Origin of the sequence: Caballeronia sp. ATUFL_F1_KS39 (assembly GCF_023630985.1) — a bacterium.
Lineage (GTDB): Bacteria > Pseudomonadota > Gammaproteobacteria > Burkholderiales > Burkholderiaceae > Caballeronia > Caballeronia zhejiangensis.
Window position 1 is genome coordinate 156,172 of record NZ_JALQDZ010000036.1, and the last position, 14,082, is coordinate 170,253.

General features: G+C 65.8%; 15 protein-coding genes and 1 riboswitch. Of the genes, 6 read left to right on the forward strand and 9 right to left on the reverse strand.

All coding sequences use genetic code 11. From position 1 onward, the window contains the following. Nucleotides 1–134 precede the first annotated feature (134 nt). Nucleotides 135–1,292, reverse strand: a complete 1,158-nt coding sequence (locus NCR93_RS17890) for an OpgC domain-containing protein (protein WP_175979428.1) — start codon at nucleotides 1,290–1,292, stop codon at nucleotides 135–137. A gap of 268 nt (nucleotides 1,293–1,560) precedes the next feature. Between NCR93_RS17890 and NCR93_RS17895 the strand changes: the two genes are divergently transcribed. Both NCR93_RS17895 and NCR93_RS17900 read left to right on the forward strand, forming a co-directional pair. Then, nucleotides 1,561–2,301 (forward strand): TerC family protein, encoded by a 741-nt coding sequence (locus NCR93_RS17895; protein ID WP_008353127.1) that lies wholly within the window; start codon nucleotides 1,561–1,563, stop codon nucleotides 2,299–2,301. A 56-nt stretch (nucleotides 2,302–2,357) separates the two neighbouring features. Next, nucleotides 2,358–3,566 carry a glycosyltransferase family 87 protein gene (locus NCR93_RS17900; protein ID WP_175979429.1) on the forward strand — a complete coding sequence of 403 codons (1,209 nt, stop codon included), beginning with the start codon at nucleotides 2,358–2,360 and terminating at the stop codon, nucleotides 3,564–3,566. Between the two features lie 6 nt (nucleotides 3,567–3,572). Here the strand turns inward: NCR93_RS17900 and NCR93_RS17905 are convergent, their stop codons facing one another. Genes NCR93_RS17905 through cbiE form a run of 5 tightly spaced genes read right to left on the reverse strand, consistent with a single transcriptional unit; the run spans nucleotide 3,573 to nucleotide 7,753 of the window. Beyond that, nucleotides 3,573–3,980, reverse strand: coding sequence for a DUF4186 domain-containing protein (locus tag NCR93_RS17905; RefSeq protein ID WP_175979430.1), 408 nt, complete (start codon nucleotides 3,978–3,980; stop codon nucleotides 3,573–3,575). A 4-nt stretch (nucleotides 3,981–3,984) separates the two neighbouring features. After that, nucleotides 3,985–4,713, reverse strand: coding sequence for a precorrin-4 C(11)-methyltransferase (gene cobM, locus NCR93_RS17910; RefSeq protein ID WP_175979431.1), 729 nt, complete (start codon nucleotides 4,711–4,713; stop codon nucleotides 3,985–3,987). After that, nucleotides 4,710–5,441, reverse strand: coding sequence for a cobalt-precorrin-6A reductase (locus tag NCR93_RS17915; protein ID WP_175979432.1), 732 nt, complete (start codon nucleotides 5,439–5,441; stop codon nucleotides 4,710–4,712). Before NCR93_RS17915 ends, cobM begins: the two co-directional genes overlap by 4 nt. Continuing rightward, nucleotides 5,438–6,535: a cobalt-precorrin-5B (C(1))-methyltransferase gene (locus tag NCR93_RS17920; RefSeq protein WP_175979433.1), complete on the reverse strand. Its 1,098-nt coding sequence runs from the start codon at nucleotides 6,533–6,535 to the stop codon at nucleotides 5,438–5,440. The genes NCR93_RS17915 and NCR93_RS17920 overlap by 4 nt, the downstream gene beginning before the upstream one ends. 6 nt (nucleotides 6,536–6,541) lie before the next feature. After that, nucleotides 6,542–7,753, reverse strand: coding sequence for a precorrin-6y C5,15-methyltransferase (decarboxylating) subunit CbiE (gene cbiE, locus NCR93_RS17925; RefSeq protein ID WP_175979434.1), 1,212 nt, complete (start codon nucleotides 7,751–7,753; stop codon nucleotides 6,542–6,544). A 76-nt stretch (nucleotides 7,754–7,829) separates the two neighbouring features. After that, nucleotides 7,830–8,018, forward strand: a riboswitch (cobalamin riboswitch). 64 nt (nucleotides 8,019–8,082) lie between these two features. Here cbiE and cobG point away from each other — a divergent pair. Genes cobG through cobJ form a run of 4 tightly spaced genes read left to right on the forward strand, consistent with a single transcriptional unit; the run spans nucleotide 8,083 to nucleotide 12,335 of the window. Then, nucleotides 8,083–9,351, forward strand: a complete 1,269-nt coding sequence (gene cobG / locus NCR93_RS17930; RefSeq protein WP_175979435.1) for a precorrin-3B synthase — start codon at nucleotides 8,083–8,085, stop codon at nucleotides 9,349–9,351. Then, entirely contained in the window at nucleotides 9,344–9,970 is a 627-nt protein-coding gene (locus tag NCR93_RS17935; RefSeq protein WP_008353117.1) for a precorrin-8X methylmutase, read from the forward strand. Before cobG ends, NCR93_RS17935 begins: the two co-directional genes overlap by 8 nt. Continuing rightward, complete coding sequence (locus tag NCR93_RS17940; RefSeq protein ID WP_175979436.1) at nucleotides 9,967–10,695, forward strand: precorrin-2 C(20)-methyltransferase; 729 nt, start codon at nucleotides 9,967–9,969, stop codon at nucleotides 10,693–10,695. The genes NCR93_RS17935 and NCR93_RS17940 overlap by 4 nt, the downstream gene beginning before the upstream one ends. Further along, nucleotides 10,683–12,335 (forward strand): precorrin-3B C(17)-methyltransferase, encoded by a 1,653-nt coding sequence (gene cobJ, locus NCR93_RS17945; RefSeq protein WP_175979437.1) that lies wholly within the window; start codon nucleotides 10,683–10,685, stop codon nucleotides 12,333–12,335. The genes NCR93_RS17940 and cobJ overlap by 13 nt, the downstream gene beginning before the upstream one ends. 14 nt (nucleotides 12,336–12,349) lie before the next feature. Here the strand turns inward: cobJ and NCR93_RS17950 are convergent, their stop codons facing one another. The 3 genes from NCR93_RS17950 to NCR93_RS17960 all read right to left on the reverse strand — a co-directional run bounded on the left by NCR93_RS17950 (nucleotide 12,350) and on the right by NCR93_RS17960 (nucleotide 14,017). After that, a complete protein-coding gene (locus tag NCR93_RS17950) occupies nucleotides 12,350–12,805 on the reverse strand; it encodes a type VI secretion system amidase immunity protein Tai4 (protein ID WP_008353114.1) in 456 nt (151 codons plus the stop codon). A 170-nt stretch (nucleotides 12,806–12,975) separates the two neighbouring features. Then, on the reverse strand, nucleotides 12,976–13,302 hold the full coding sequence (locus NCR93_RS17955) for a T6SS effector amidase Tae4 family protein (RefSeq protein ID WP_481968743.1): 327 nt from the start codon (nucleotides 13,300–13,302) through the stop codon (nucleotides 12,976–12,978). Between the two features lie 145 nt (nucleotides 13,303–13,447). Then, entirely contained in the window at nucleotides 13,448–14,017 is a 570-nt protein-coding gene (locus NCR93_RS17960; protein ID WP_175979438.1) for a vWA domain-containing protein, read from the reverse strand. Between the last annotated feature and the right edge of the window lie 65 nt (nucleotides 14,018–14,082).

The following is a 14,082-nucleotide window of genomic DNA, read 5'->3' on the forward strand; positions in this document are numbered from 1 at the left end:
GGTGACTGCTTGCAAGACCTGTGCCTCGGTTCTTCGCGGGCGGTGCTTATCGAAGTCGGCGGCAAAATCAGACCGTTAGTTGCAATGAAAGCGCGATAAAAAAGCGGGCAGTTCGACTGCCCGCTTCGAAGAGATCACCGTATGCCGCGCGCCCGATTGTCGGCTGCGGCGACCGTCGCGGGTGCGGCGGCGGCCGTCGCCGGGACCGGCTGACGGGTGCCGAGCCAGTTCGAGATCCGCTGATGCACATGCGGCACGGCAAGCAGCGCGCCGATCGCGATGGCGTCGGCGGCGAGTCCGGCAGGCACGTTGATGAGGCCATCGGTCAACGTGAACAGGATCGAATCGACGACGAGCGAAATCACCGTTCCCGCCACGAATGACACCATGCCCGCGCGTCCCAATGCGCCGACCCACGGCAGGCGCGTCGCCACCGCCTTGACGACGCCGTAGCGCGCCAGATTCGCCGCGATCCACGCGATGGCGAGGAAATTCACGACGCGCGGACCAGCAAGGTCGCGCTTGAAGGCGCTGTCCAGCACCGGCGGCAGCACGAGCAGCTTGTAGTACGCCATGCCGGCGATCAGCGCCACGGCGCCCGCGCTCACGATCCAGCCGAAGCGGTTCGCGCTCACGCGTTGATAGATCGGCTGGCAGCGCGCCAGCACGCCGAGCACGAACATCAACTGCCAGGCGGCGGGATTGAAGTCCCACAGATTGTCGTCGACGGACGGCATGAATTCGCCGATCTGCGCCGCGAACGCCCACAACGCGAGGCTTAGACCGAGCAGCAGCCAAGGCTTGCTGCGCGCGAGCGGCAGCATGAGCGGCACGGCGAGTGCGAAGAGCGCGTACATCGGCAGGACGGCCGAGAGATAAGGCTGGCGCTCGAATGTGAGAATTTCCGCGATCGAGGAAACCGGCTGCGACATCAGCGTGTCCAGATCATGCAGCGCGAGATTCGGCGCGTGGCCAAAAAAGGGCCGCAGCAGGAACGAAGCGACGAGCATCAGCGCCGCCGTGACGAGAAACGCGCGATAAAGCTCGAACGCGCGTTTCACGAAGCGCCTGCGCGCCGCGCTTTCGGAGCGGCGCTCCGCGAGCGACGCGTAGGCCGTCGCCGTGGCGAAGCCGCCGAGGAACACGAAGACTTCGGCGGCGTCATTGAGCGCGAAGGCATGCAGCGTGAAACGCGACACCATGCTGCCGCCGATATGATCGACGACGATGATCAGCAGTACCAGTCCCCGGAAGAAGTCCAGCTCGACGAGACGTTTTGATTTTTGCTGCATGCGGCTTGCTCAGTGTCCTTGCGGCGACAGTTAAACACGGCCGCGAACACGCGGCGCGAAAGCATTGGAGTTTACCCGTATTTGCGGCAGTGCATCACGCGAACAAATGCAAATAAGCGTTTCAAATCCGATATTTGTCGGTTTGAACAACAGCTCGCGTCGAGGATTGTCACCGGCTGGTTTCGATCAGGCGCAAGCTTTCAAGTTCATTTCATTTTTCCCGCCGAACAGGCTAATATCTCGCCCTCATCTCGAACGCTCCCGAACCATGGACTATCTCGTTGCCCTTCTCGCCGATCCCGCCGCCTGGGCCGCACTCGCGACGCTCGTCGTCATGGAAGTCGTGCTCGGCATCGACAACCTGATCTTCATTTCGATCCTGACCAACAAGCTGCCCGCGGCGCACCGCGAACGCACGCAGCGCATCGGCATCGCGCTCGCGCTCGTGATGCGGCTCGGCCTGCTCGGCACGGTCGCGCTGATCGTCCGCCTCACCACGCCGATCTTCGAAGCGTTCGGGCACGGCTTTTCCTGGCGCGACCTGATTCTCATCGCGGGCGGCGTGTTTCTCGTCTGGAAGGCGACGACGGAAATCCGCCATCACGTCACGCACGACGCCGACGAACACGCCGGCCCCGCGTCGGGCAAGAGCCTGACGCCGCTGTCGGCGATCGGCCAGATCCTGCTGCTCGATCTCGTGTTTTCCATCGACAGCATCGTGACGGCGGTCGGCATGACCGAGCACATTCCGATCATGTTCGTCGCGGTGATCGCCGCCGTCACCGTGATGCTGTTCGCGGCCGGTCCGCTGTCGCGCTTCATCGAGCGCAATCCGACGATCGTCATGCTCGCGCTCGGCTTCCTGCTCGTGATCGGGATGACGCTGATCGCCGAAGGCTTCGGAACACACGTGCCGAAGGGCTACATCTATGCGGCGATGGCGTTCTCGGCGCTGGTCGAGGGCCTGAACATGCTCGCGCGGCGCGCCAAGGGACGCGTTCGCGAGTAACGCGCGCGGGCGGACGTTCGCTAAAGTTTCGGCGCCATCCGGCCGATATCGGACGGATGAGCACCCAACCCGCTTCCATCGAACGCGCGCCCGGTCGGCGCTGGCTCAACGGCTCGCGCGTGAGCGCTTATTGCGCGACGATCCTCGTCGTGCTCCAGTGTTACGGGCTCGTTCTCGCCGTGCGCAGTGCCGTGGCGGAGAAAGGTCATCCGGCCGGCTGGGACTTTCTGACGTTCTGGTCGGCTGCGCGCCTCGCGCTCGCGGGGCATCCGCTCGACGCCTATTCGGCGGACGCGATCAAGCACGTCGCGCAGCAACTGGGGCCGCACATCATCCTGCCGGGGCCGTGGTTCTATCCGCCGAACTTTCTGCTGCTGGTGCAGCCGTTCGGCTTCCTGTCGGCGCCGCTTGCCTACGCGCTGTTCGCTTCGATTTCGTCGGTCGTCTTCGTGCTGCTGGTCCGCCGCGCGCTGCCGATCCCCGACATGATCATGTGGATCGTCGCGTTTCCCGGCCTCTGGCTCAACGCGGCCCAAGGACAGAATGCCGCGCTCACCGCGAGTCTCGCGCTCGCCGCATTTCTCTCGATGCCAAAACGGCCGATGCTCGCGGGCGTCTTCATCGGCCTGCTTTCGATCAAGCCGCATCTGGCCATCCTGTTTCCGCTCGCGCTGGCGTGCGCGGGCATGTGGACGACCTTCATCGCCGCCGCGCTGACGACGATCCTGTTCACCACGGTTTCGGTCGCCGTCTTCGGCCTCGACATCCTGCCGGTCTTTCTGCACGGACTGCACGATGCCAACGGTTTCACCGCGAGCGGCAGTCTTCCTTGGTTCCAGATGGCGAGCCTCTTCGCGAGCCTGCGCATGGCGCACGTCGCGACCGGTCCCGCCTATGTCGCGCAGGCGTGTCAGGCGATCGTGGCGATCTGCGCCGTCGCGTGGGTATGGCGCAATGCGAAAGGACTGGAAGTTCGCGCGACGGCGCTCGTCGCCGCGACGTTCATGATCAGCCCCTACATCTATAACTACGACGGCGTGTGGCTCGGCATCCCGCTGGCACTCATCGCCGCGCGCGCGCTGCGCGACGGATGGCTGCGCGGCGAGCCCGCGATCCTGTTTTTCGCGTGGATCTATCCGCAGTTGGGAAATCAGTTGGCCAAGGACTGCGGCGTAGGTGTAGGACCGCTGGTTTTCGCGTTGCTGATTTTCGTGGCGGTGCGGCGCGCGCGTCTCGAAGCCGCGGGCGCCGATCCGTCGCGTTAGAGCGCGTCAGAAAGGCAGTTCGCGCTGCGGATTGTCGGGCGCGGGCTGGTTCGACGCCGCCGGCAGCGGTTGCGCGCGCAGCCAGCGTTCGATGGCATCGACGACATGTTGGCGCTCGGCGTCGTCGAGCGCTTTCCCCGCCGCGATGCCGTGCCATTTCGCGAGACACGAGCGGCAGCACGTCGCCGTCGCGTGCTGCGCGATGAAGACAGGATGCCCGCGAAACGGTGTCTGCTTGCCGTCGTTCAGCGGCGCTTGCGGCGCAAGCCGCTTGCCGATCAGCTCATGCGCCTGCGCGACGACCGTGTCGACGCCCTTCTCCCTTAAATATTTTCCCTCACGCACGCCGAGCGCGAAACGGCGTCGGAATGCCGATTTCGCGAGCGCATCGAAGACGGCGTCGAGGTCGCGCATCGCGTCATCGATCCTTCGCGTAGAGCGTGGACTCCGCGAAGCCGTCGGCGGCCAGCACGCGTCCGACGAGAATCATCGCCGTGCGTTCCATGCCCGCCTCGCGCACTTTCGGCGCGATGTTCGCGAGCGTCCCTTCGACGCGCGTCTCGTCCGGCCAGCTCGCGCGAAACACGACCGCGACGGGACAGTCCGCGCCGTAATGCGGCACGAGCTCCGCGACGATGCGCTCGATATGCCGCACGCCCAGATGAATCGCGAGCGTCGCGCGATGACGCGCGAGATCGGCGAGGCTCTCGCCTTCGGGCATCGACGTCTTCGTCGCGTAGCGCGTGAAGATCACGGTCTGCGAGATGCCGGGCAGCGTCAGTTCGCGCTTTAGCGCCGCCGCCGATGCCGCCGTCGCCGTGACACCCGGCACCACTTCGTAGGGAATCGCGAGCGCGTCGAGCCGGCGAATCTGCTCGCCGATCGCGCCGTACAGCGACGGATCGCCCGAATGCACGCGCGCCACGTCGTGCCCGTTCGCGTGCGCTTCCTGCAGGAGCGCGACGATCGCGTCGAGATCGAGCTCGGCCGTGTCGATGCATTTCAGCGCGCGATGTCCGTCGAGGACTTGCGTCGGCACGAGCGAGCCGGCGTAGAGAATCACGGGACATGCGCGGATCAGCCGCTGCCCCTTTACTGTGATGAGTTCGGGATCGCCCGGTCCGGCGCCGATGAAATAAACGGTCATGGTCTGGTGAGCCAGTGTTGAAGCGCGTCGCGGGCGCTGGCGGCGTCGTCGAAAATACGGTCGGCGTCGGGAAGCGCGGGCCGCGTGAGCATGACGACGGCGATACCGCGTTCCCGCGCGACCGCGAGCTTCGCCTCGGTCGCCCGCCCGCCGCTGTTCTTGCTGACGACGACATCGATACGCGCCGCGTCGAACAAGGCGCGCTCGCCGGCGAGATCGAACGGACCGCGCGCATCGACAATGCTCGCGCGCGCGTTGCCCGGATGCGCGTCGAGACAGCGAATCGTCCAGTGCTGCGACGCGGGAATGTCGTGCAGATGCGCGAGCGCCTCGCGCCCGAGCGTGAAAAGCGGCCGATGAAACGGCGCGATGCATTCGACGATCTCGCGCCAGTCCGACGCCTCGCGCCAGTCGTCGCCCGCCTGCGGCTGCCATGCGGGACGGCGCACCGCCCAGAGCGGCACGTCGGCGAGCGCGCAGGCATCGAACGCGTGGCGGCTCATCTGCGCGGCATAGGGATGCGTCGCATCGACGACGAGCGTGATGTGCTCGTCGCGCAGATATCGCACGAGCCCGTCGATGCCGCCGAAACCGCCGACGCGCACCGTGCACGCCAGATCGCCCGGCACGCGCCCGAGGCCCGCGAGACTGTAGACGTGCGTCGCAGGAAGCGCACGCGCGATCGCGAGCGCATCGCCGGTGCCGCCGAGCAGCAGCACGCGCGTCATGCCGCGCTCCCGACGATATTGCCCTGCCGGTCGATCGCGAAGGTCTCGACTTCGATGCCTGGCGGCAGCGCGTCGAGCGCGACATCGCGCGCGCGTCGGCAGACGATATCGCCGAGCGCGATGCCTTCGGCGCGTGCGAGCTTGAGCGCTTCCTGACTCGTGTTGGCCGCGCGCATCGACGCCAGCAGTTCGGCGTTCGCGCCCGCATCGGCGGCCCAGACGGCGAGCAGCGGCAAGTCGATGCTCGAACTGCGGCTGTGCAGATCCATATGCCCCGCCGCGAGCTTGGACAGCTTGCCGAAGCCGCCGCACAGGCTCAGCTTGTCGACGCTCGCGCGGCGCAAATGCTTGAGCACCGCGCCCACGAAATCGCCCATTTCGATCAATGCGATGTCGGGCAGGCCGTAGCGCGCGCGCATCGCGTCCTCGCTCTGGTTGCCGGTGCACGCGGCGATATGCCGATACCCGTTCGCCCGCGCCACATCGATGCCCTGATGAATCGACGCGATGTACGCCGAGCACGAAAACGGTCTGACGATGCCGGTCGTGCCGAGTATCGACAATCCGCCGACGATGCCGAGGCGCGGATTCATCGTCTTCTGCGCGAGCGCTTCGCCGTTCTCCACGCCGATGGTCACGTCGAAACCGCCGCGATAGCCGACGCTTTTTGCGAGCGCGTCGAGATGCTCGGTCATCATCTTGCGCGGCATCGGATTGATCGCCGGTTCGCCGACGGCGAGCGCGAGGCCCGCGCGCGTCACCGTGCCGACGCCCGCGCCCGCATGAAAACGCACGCCCGGTTCCTCCGACAGTCGCACGCGCGCGAACACGAGCGCACCGTGCGTGACGTCGGGATCGTCGCCCGCATCCTTGATGACGCCGGCTTCGGCGGCGGCGCTTTCATCGGGTAAACGGCGGCAGAACGAAAGCATCATCGTCACGCGCTGGCCCTTCGGCAGGACGATCTCCGCGCGCTCGCTCGTCTCGCCGAGCAGCAAGAGGCGCGCGGCCGCGAGACTCGTCGCGGTCGCGCAGCTTCCTGTCGTGTAGCCGCTGCGCAGCGGCGCGGCTTTCTCCGGCGTCTCTTCACGCATGACGCATCACGGTTTGCTCGCGTGCAGGACGGTGATCGGCAGCGCCTGACGCCACGTGTCGAAGCTGCCGAGCGGTTCCGCCTGCGCGACGCCGATGCGCGTCAGCTCGCCGCCGTGCCGCGCGCGCCATTCGACGAGCGCCGCCTCGCTTTGCAGCGTCACCGCATTGGCGACGAGCCGCCCCCCCTGACGCAGACGCGCCCAGCACGCATCGAGCAGGCCCGGCACCGTCAATCCACCGCCGATGAACACCGCGTCCGGCGCGGGAAGGCCGTCGAGCGCGGCGGGCGCTTCGCCTCTGACGAGTTGCAGCGCGGGCACGCCGAGCGCATCGCGGTTGTATTCGATGAGACGCTGACGGCTCTCGTTCGCTTCGATCGCGATCGCCCGACACGCGCCATGCGCGCGCATCCATTCGATGCCGATCGAGCCGCAGCCCGCGCCGACGTCCCACAGCAGTTCGCCGGGCTGCGGCGCGAGGCGCGCGAGCGTCACGGCGCGCACGTCGCGCTTCGTCAACTGGCCGTCGTGGCGGTAGGCGTCGTCGGCGAGACCGGGCGTGAGCGGCGGCCCGGCGTGGCCGGCGTGCGTCCGGCACTCGATCGCGATGAGATTGAGCGCGGCAACGACGGGCTCGCGCCAGTCGTCGGCACGCTCGTCGATGCGGCGTTCGTCGCTGCCGCCGAGATGCTCGAATACGGTCATGCGGCTCGCGCCGAAACCATGCGCGGTCAGAAGCGTGGCGACGGCGGCGGGCGTCGTGCCGTCCGCGCTCAGCACGATGAGGCGCACGCCGCGATGCAGATTCGCGAGCAGCGACGCCGCCGGCCGCCCGACGAGCGATACGCAGACGGCGTCTTGGAGCGCCCAGCACAGGCGCGCCGCCGCGAGCGACAGCGACGACGGCGCGGGAATGACGCGCATTTCGCCGTTGGCGACTTCGCGCGCGAGCGTCGCGCCGACGCCGAAGCACATCGGATCGCCGCTCGCGAGCACGCAGATGCGCGTCTTGCCGTCGCCGCGGTCGGCGAGCACGGCATCGAGCGAAAAGGGTTTCGGCCACGGCATGCGGCGCGCGGCGATGCGATCCGGCAGCAACGCGAGATGACGTTCGCCGCCGTGAATCGACTGGGCGTCGAGAAGCGCGCGACGCGCGGCGCGGGAAAGTCCGTGCCAGCCGTCTTCGCCGATGCCCACCACGGTCAGCCAGTTCGACATGCGCGGTCTCCTTGCTGCGATTCCGATCGCGTTCCCGGATACATGCCGGAAGCGCTCGGAGGGTCGATAAAAGCGGGCATAATACAGGTCCGTCGGCGCCCGGGGTCGTGAGACCGAGGGCTTAAAAGGGAACACAGCAAAACTGTGGCTGCCCCCGCAATTGTACGCAGCGAGTCCGCGCTCCACTGCCACTGGTTTTTACCGGGAAGGCCGGCGCGAATGTCGACCTGCCAGCCAAGAGACCTGCCGACCCAACGCATTCGCGCGACGCCGACCGGGCGGGGTGTACCGGTTCGCTCATCACGCGCGAAGCCCAACGGGTCACGCTTTTGAATTCTTTCGACCGCTCATCGCTCAACGCAACGCCGCGTGCTTCCGCATGCCCGGGCCTGATGCGCATCGTGCCCGCGCGCGATGGCGGCCTTGCGCGTCTGCGTCTCGCGGGCGGCGTGTTGAGCACGCGGGCGGCGCGGGCCGTCGCGCGCGCGGCTCGCGAGTGCGGCTCGGGCGTGATCGAAGTGACCAATCGCGCGAATCTGCAACTGCGCGGCATTCGCGACGATGCCCACGCCGCGCTCGTCGACATCGCCCTCGACGCGGGCCTCGGCCCGTCGACGGCGGGCGCAGACGACATCCGCAACGTAATGCTGAGCCCGCTCGCGGACGACGGCACGCGCGCGCTCGCCGCGCGGATCGTCGATGCGATGCAGGCCGATGCGTCGCTGCATGCGCTGTCGCCGAAATTCGCGCTCCAGCTCGACGCCGGCGAGCGCCTCGCGATGCTCGATCATCCGCACGATGTTTGGCTTTCCGCCATCGAGGATGGCGCGCGCTTCGCATTCGGCCTCGCCGGAACGATGCGCGATCCGGCGCTCGGCGCGATCTCGCGCGACGATCTCGTGATGTTCGTCCTGAACGTGTTGCGCAGCTTTCTCGCGCTGGCGACGCCTGAAGAACATCGCATGCGCGATCTGCTTGCGCGTATCGGCGTTGCGCGCTTTCTCGACGCCTTGCGTTTCGACGCCGATATCGCGACATGGACACGCGCACCCGCCGATGCATCGCTGCGTCTCGGCGCGCACGAGGAGCCGCATCGCGCGACGTGGTACGCGGGTGCGCAAACGCCGCTGGGCCGTCTCGATGCGACGACGCTCGAAGCGCTCGCCAATCTCGCCGACGCGCACGGCGCAAGCCGCCTGACGATGACGCCGTGGCAAAGCGTGCTGATTCCCTGCCTCGCGGCGCATTCAGCGCATGACGTGCTGCAAGGGCTGCACGCGCTCGGCCTTGCAACCGGCGCGCACGAACCGCTCGCGCGCCTCATCGCGTGCGCGGGTTCGGAAGGCTGCGCAAAGAGCCGTGCCGATACCAAAGCCGATGCTCACCGGCTCGCCGCGCTCCTGCCTTCGGATGACGGGACGCAGGTGCATCTGAGCGGCTGCGAGCGTTCGTGCGCGGCGGCGCATCCGGTTCCGGTCACGCTCTACGCAGTCGCGCCCGGACGATACGACTTACATCGCGACGCACGAGCCGTCGCGCGCAATCTGACCATCGAAGAGGCGGCCGAACGGCTCGCCCGGAGCCATGCCGATGCTTGACTACATCCGCGACGGCGCGGAGATTTATCGTCAGTCCTTTGCGACGATCCGCGCCGAAGCCGACCTCGCCGCCATTCCCGCCGATCTGGAGAAGCTCGCCGTGCGGCTGATCCATGCGTGCGGCATGGTGGATATCGTGAGCGATCTGCGCTTCTCGCCCGGCGCGGGCAGCATCGGAAGAAAGGCGCTTGCAGCAGGCGCGCCGATCCTGTGCGATGCGCGCATGGTCGCCGAGGGCATCACACGCGCGCGCTTGCCCGCCGACAACCGCGTGATCTGCACCTTGAGCGATCCCTCGATTCCCGAGCGCGCCCGCGCGATGCGCAACACGCGCTCGGCCGCCGCGCTCGAACTATGGCGTGCGCAACTCGAAGGCGCGATCGTCGCGATAGGCAACGCGCCGACCGCGCTCTTCCATCTGCTCGACATGATCGATGCCGGCGCGCCGAAGCCCGCGCTCATTCTCGGCTTTCCGGTCGGTTTCATCGGCGCGGCGGAATCGAAAGCGATGCTCGCCGCCGATAGCCGCGGCGTGCCCTTCGTCGCGCTGCTCGGCCGGCGCGGGGGCAGCGCGATGGCAGCGGCCGCAGTGAACGCACTTGCTTCGGAGGCCGAATGATGCGTGGACGTCTCTTTGGATTAGGCGTCGGCCCGGGCGATCCGGAGCTGATCACCGTGAAGGCGCTGCGGTTTTTGAAGGCCGCGCCGGTGGTCGCGTATTTCGTCGCGAAGGGCAAGAAGGGTAATGCGTTCGGCATCATCGAATCGCATCTCGACGATACGCAGATGCGCCTGCCGCTCGTCTATCCGGTGACGACCGAAGCGCTCGAACCGCCGCTCTGCTACGAGACGATCATCAGCGCGTTCTACGACGAAGCCGCGCTCACGATATCCGGGCATCTCGAATCCGGACGCGATGTCGCCGTGATCTGCGAGGGCGATCCGTTTTTCTACGGCTCGTACATGTATCTGCACGATCGTCTCGCAGCACGCTTCGATGCAGAGGTCGTGCCGGGCGTGTGCTCGATGCTCGGCGGCGTGGCCGTGCTCGGCGTGCCGCTCGTGTATCGCAATCAGAGCCTGTCGGTGCTGTCGGGCGTGCTGCCTGAAGACGATCTGAAGCGCCGTCTCGAAGCAGCCGATGCGGCCGTCATCATGAAGCTCGGCCGCAACTTCGAGAAAGTGCGGCGCGTGCTGGGCGAACTCGGCCTCGACGATCGCGCGTTGTATGTCGAGCGCGCGACGATGACCAACCAGCGCATCGTGCCGCTCGATGAAGTCGATCCGATGGCATCGCCGTATTTCTCGCTGCTCGTCGTGCCGGGGAAAAAATGGCGCGCATGAAGGCTTCCATGCCGATGGCGATCGTCGTGCTCGGCGCGGGCGCGCTCGATACCGCGCGTCGCATTCAGGCGCGCTTTCCGCAATCGCGCGTGCATGGACTGGCGAGCCGCGTGAGCGCGGACATCGCGTATGACGACTTCGGCGCGCACGTGCGTGGTCTGTATGCGTCGGGCGCGGCGATCGTCGCGCTGTGTTCCGCGGGCATCGTGATTCGCGCGCTTGCATCCTGTCTCGCCGACAAAGGCAACGAACCGCCCGTGCTCGCCATCGCGCAGGATGGCAGCGCCATCGTGCCGCTGCTCGGCGGCATGAGCGGCGTGAATGTGCTTGCGCGCGAGATCGGCGACGCCTTGCAAGTCGCACCCGCGATCACGACGAGCGGCGAATTGCGCTTCGGGAAATGTCTGCTGGCGCCGCCCGAAGGTTATTCACTTGCGGATATCGAGCAAGGCAAGCGTTTCGTGTCCGACCTGCTGGCGGGCGCGACGACGCGCATCGAAGGCCACGCGCCCTGGCTCGACGATGCCGCGCTGCCTCGCAACGACGATGCGCGTCTTGCCGTTCGCATCACGCCGCTTGCCACGCGCGATGAAAACAGCCTCGTGATTCATCCGCGTTGCGTGCTTGCGTGGATCGAAGATATTTCACACGACGATGACGTCGCCGAACGCGTGCGAGCTGCCTTGAACGAACGTGGTCTCGCACCGCTTGCGCTCGCGGCGTTGACTGCGCCCGCTCGCTACATGGCTTCGCGTCCGCTCGAAGATGCGGCGCGTGCGCTCGATGTGCCGTTGCGCTTCTGCGATGCCCCGCCATTCGCTCGCAACGATGCGCGAGGCGTTGCGCTGCACGTCAGCGATACGCCGATCGATGCGGGATCGATCGGCCGTGCGCGCGGCACGCTGACGGTGATCGGCCTTGGTCCCGGCAAGGCGGAACTGATGACGCCCGCCGCAAGAAGCGCGCTTCACGACGCACAAGACGTGCTCGGTTACGAGACGTATGTGCGTATGGCGGGACCGTTTCGCGACGACCAGCGCGTGCACATCACCGACAATCGCGAGGAACTGCAGCGCGCGCGACACGCGTTCGAACTCGCGAGTGAAGGACGACGCGTGATCGTGGTGTCATCGGGCGATCCCGGCGTGTTCGCGATGGCCGCAGCGGTGCTCGAAGCACTCGACGAAGGACGCGCCACGCATCCCGAATGGAATGCGGTGAAGCTTCAGATCGTGCCGGGCGTGTCGGCCTCGCTCGCGACGGCCGCGCGCGCGGGTGCGCCGCTCGGCCATGACTTCTGCGTGTTGTCGTTGTCGGATAACTTGAAGCCGTGGAGCGTGATCGAGAAGCGCATCGCGCATGCAGGCGAAGCGGATCTTGTGATGGCCTTCTATAACCCGCTGTCGAAGGCGCGGCCGTGGCAGTTCGATCGTGCGATCGACGTCGTGAAGCGATATCGGGACTCGGACACGCCGGTCGTGCTGGGAAGAGATATCGGACGTCCGGCGGAGGCTTTGCGCGTCATTGAGCTCGGTGAACTGAAGAGCGAGCTCGTCGACATGAGGACGATGGTCATCGTCGGATCATCGATGACGCGTGTCGTCGGGGATTGGGTTTATACGCCGCGGTGGTATGACTGAGGATGCGTCGAGAGTCAATGCTTGCCCGCTTTTGAACGCGAACGTACCGTCCAGTCAGGGTGCGCTACCCGTCGTTTGACCAGCCGCTCCAATTCCTTGCTGTGGTACAGGTCGAGGCACTTGAGAAAATCGAAGCGAATGTCCGCTCCCTTCGCTTCGGCCTCGACAAGCGGATTATAGTAATCGCGCCGTAGATACTTGCGCACTAGCGCCTCCACTTCCGCGGGACTTTTATCGAGGTCGTAATAAGTCCAGTCTCTCAGTGCGCTCGCGCTACTTCCGGCATCGACGGCTGCGTCGTTACTGCCTTTGTACGCTGTGGCGACGCATATGGCCAAGACCATGTCCTTGTAATTCTGGGCGTAGGTGCGCGATGGCGCTTCCGGCGAGTTTTCGTTGGGGGGAATGGTCTGTCCGCTTGCCGTAGCGCACGCCAGCGCGAGAATCACCAGGCTCGTCCATCGCTTCATGACAGGCTCCAAAAATGCGCCTGGTCGGTCCTGTATCGAACCCCAGGTTCGTTGAAGTAACAACTGTCGTAGCAAACGATACCGTTGTACAAGGTGGCATGGCCTTGTGCGTCTCGCCATCCCGACGTTTCAAAGAGAATCACACCTTTTTTGCCTGCGAGCCTGCCGCCTCACGAGGGCGGATATTCAATCGTTTCCGGCTTGCCCCAACGCTGTTTGAGAAATTCGATGAGGTCCACCACGCGAAAGAAGTAGCGTCGACGATCAGCGCCTGAAACCGTCTTCCCATCGATGGCTGGAATGGTCACGCCCGAGTGATTCAAGATATAGCTCATTCGAACCGCGCATGTATTCTTCCACCTCGCTTCCGCACCCACCTCGTTGATGTTGGCGGCTACCTTCCCACCGATCACCGTCGCGACCTTCCCCTCGGAATTCGATGGATCGAAGATTTCCATGGATGCCGACCACGCGGCCGCAAAGCTTGGTCTGTACATTTGTTATCCTAATTATTCATAGCCAAACAACTCCGAAATATGCAGGCGATTATAAAGTCGATATGGCTCGCTGAATCGGCTGCAAGCCTGATCGCGCAAAATTCGGACAATCACCGTGGCAGTCGGCAATATTCGAATCGATTGCTCAACAATCCGAGATTCTTATCAGCGCATCCGCAAGCACATATCTCGCGCTCCACTCGCGCGCGAGCGCCTCGCCGCGCCCGACCCGAATCGCACCTTCCTCGAAATCGACGACGACGATCTCATCCGCTGCGTGAGGTGCTTGCGGTTGCTCGTTCGTTCGCCCGTCGGTGAGCACCCACAAGCAGCGCCGTTGCACTGGTCTGCGCCGAGCCGCTCTTTCGAGCACCGTTCCCGCGCTCGCCAGCCCAAGCGCGAGGGGCGTGCCGCCACCGCCGCCGATCGGCGCGACCCACCGCTCATTGAACCAATGCGCCGCGCCCGGCTGACGACGCACTTCCGCGCGTGCACCGCCGAAACATATCAGCGCAATCTCCGCCCGCTCACGATAAGCGCGATCGAACAGCGCGACGAGCATGCCCTTCGCGCGCGCAAGGCGCTCGCCGGCGAGCATCGAGCCGGAGCAATCGAGCAGAACACAATGCAGCACCGCACCGTCGCCCTGCGTGCGCCGATATCGCAAATGCTCCGTAGCAAAACGCGCGGAACGCTTTGCGCGCAATGTCGCCATCCAGTCGATCGACGCGCTGACTTCGCCCTCGCGCGTCGCGCTGCGGCCTTTCGCGAACGCTTCGT

Coding starts and splice junctions, on each gene's coding strand:
- NCR93_RS17890 (WP_175979428.1), bottom strand. CDS start 1,292: ATGCAGCAAAAATCAAAACGTCTCGTCGAGCTGGACTTCTTCCGGGGA.
- NCR93_RS17895 (WP_008353127.1), top strand. CDS start 1,561: ATGGACTATCTCGTTGCCCTTCTCGCCGATCCCGCCGCCTGGGCCGCA.
- NCR93_RS17900 (WP_175979429.1), top strand. CDS start 2,358: ATGAGCACCCAACCCGCTTCCATCGAACGCGCGCCCGGTCGGCGCTGG.
- NCR93_RS17905 (WP_175979430.1), bottom strand. CDS start 3,980: ATGCGCGACCTCGACGCCGTCTTCGATGCGCTCGCGAAATCGGCATTC.
- cobM (WP_175979431.1), bottom strand. CDS start 4,713: ATGACCGTTTATTTCATCGGCGCCGGACCGGGCGATCCCGAACTCATC.
- NCR93_RS17915 (WP_175979432.1), bottom strand. CDS start 5,441: ATGACGCGCGTGCTGCTGCTCGGCGGCACCGGCGATGCGCTCGCGATC.
- NCR93_RS17920 (WP_175979433.1), bottom strand. CDS start 6,535: ATGCGTGAAGAGACGCCGGAGAAAGCCGCGCCGCTGCGCAGCGGCTAC.
- cbiE (WP_175979434.1), bottom strand. CDS start 7,753: ATGTCGAACTGGCTGACCGTGGTGGGCATCGGCGAAGACGGCTGGCAC.
- NCR93_RS17935 (WP_008353117.1), top strand. CDS start 9,344: ATGCTTGACTACATCCGCGACGGCGCGGAGATTTATCGTCAGTCCTTT.
- NCR93_RS17940 (WP_175979436.1), top strand. CDS start 9,967: ATGATGCGTGGACGTCTCTTTGGATTAGGCGTCGGCCCGGGCGATCCG.
- cobJ (WP_175979437.1), top strand. CDS start 10,683: ATGGCGCGCATGAAGGCTTCCATGCCGATGGCGATCGTCGTGCTCGGC.
- NCR93_RS17950 (WP_008353114.1), bottom strand. CDS start 12,805: ATGAAGCGATGGACGAGCCTGGTGATTCTCGCGCTGGCGTGCGCTACG.
- NCR93_RS17955 (WP_481968743.1), bottom strand. CDS start 13,302: ATGTACAGACCAAGCTTTGCGGCCGCGTGGTCGGCATCCATGGAAATC.
- NCR93_RS17960 (WP_175979438.1), bottom strand. CDS start 14,017: ATGGCGACATTGCGCGCAAAGCGTTCCGCGCGTTTTGCTACGGAGCAT.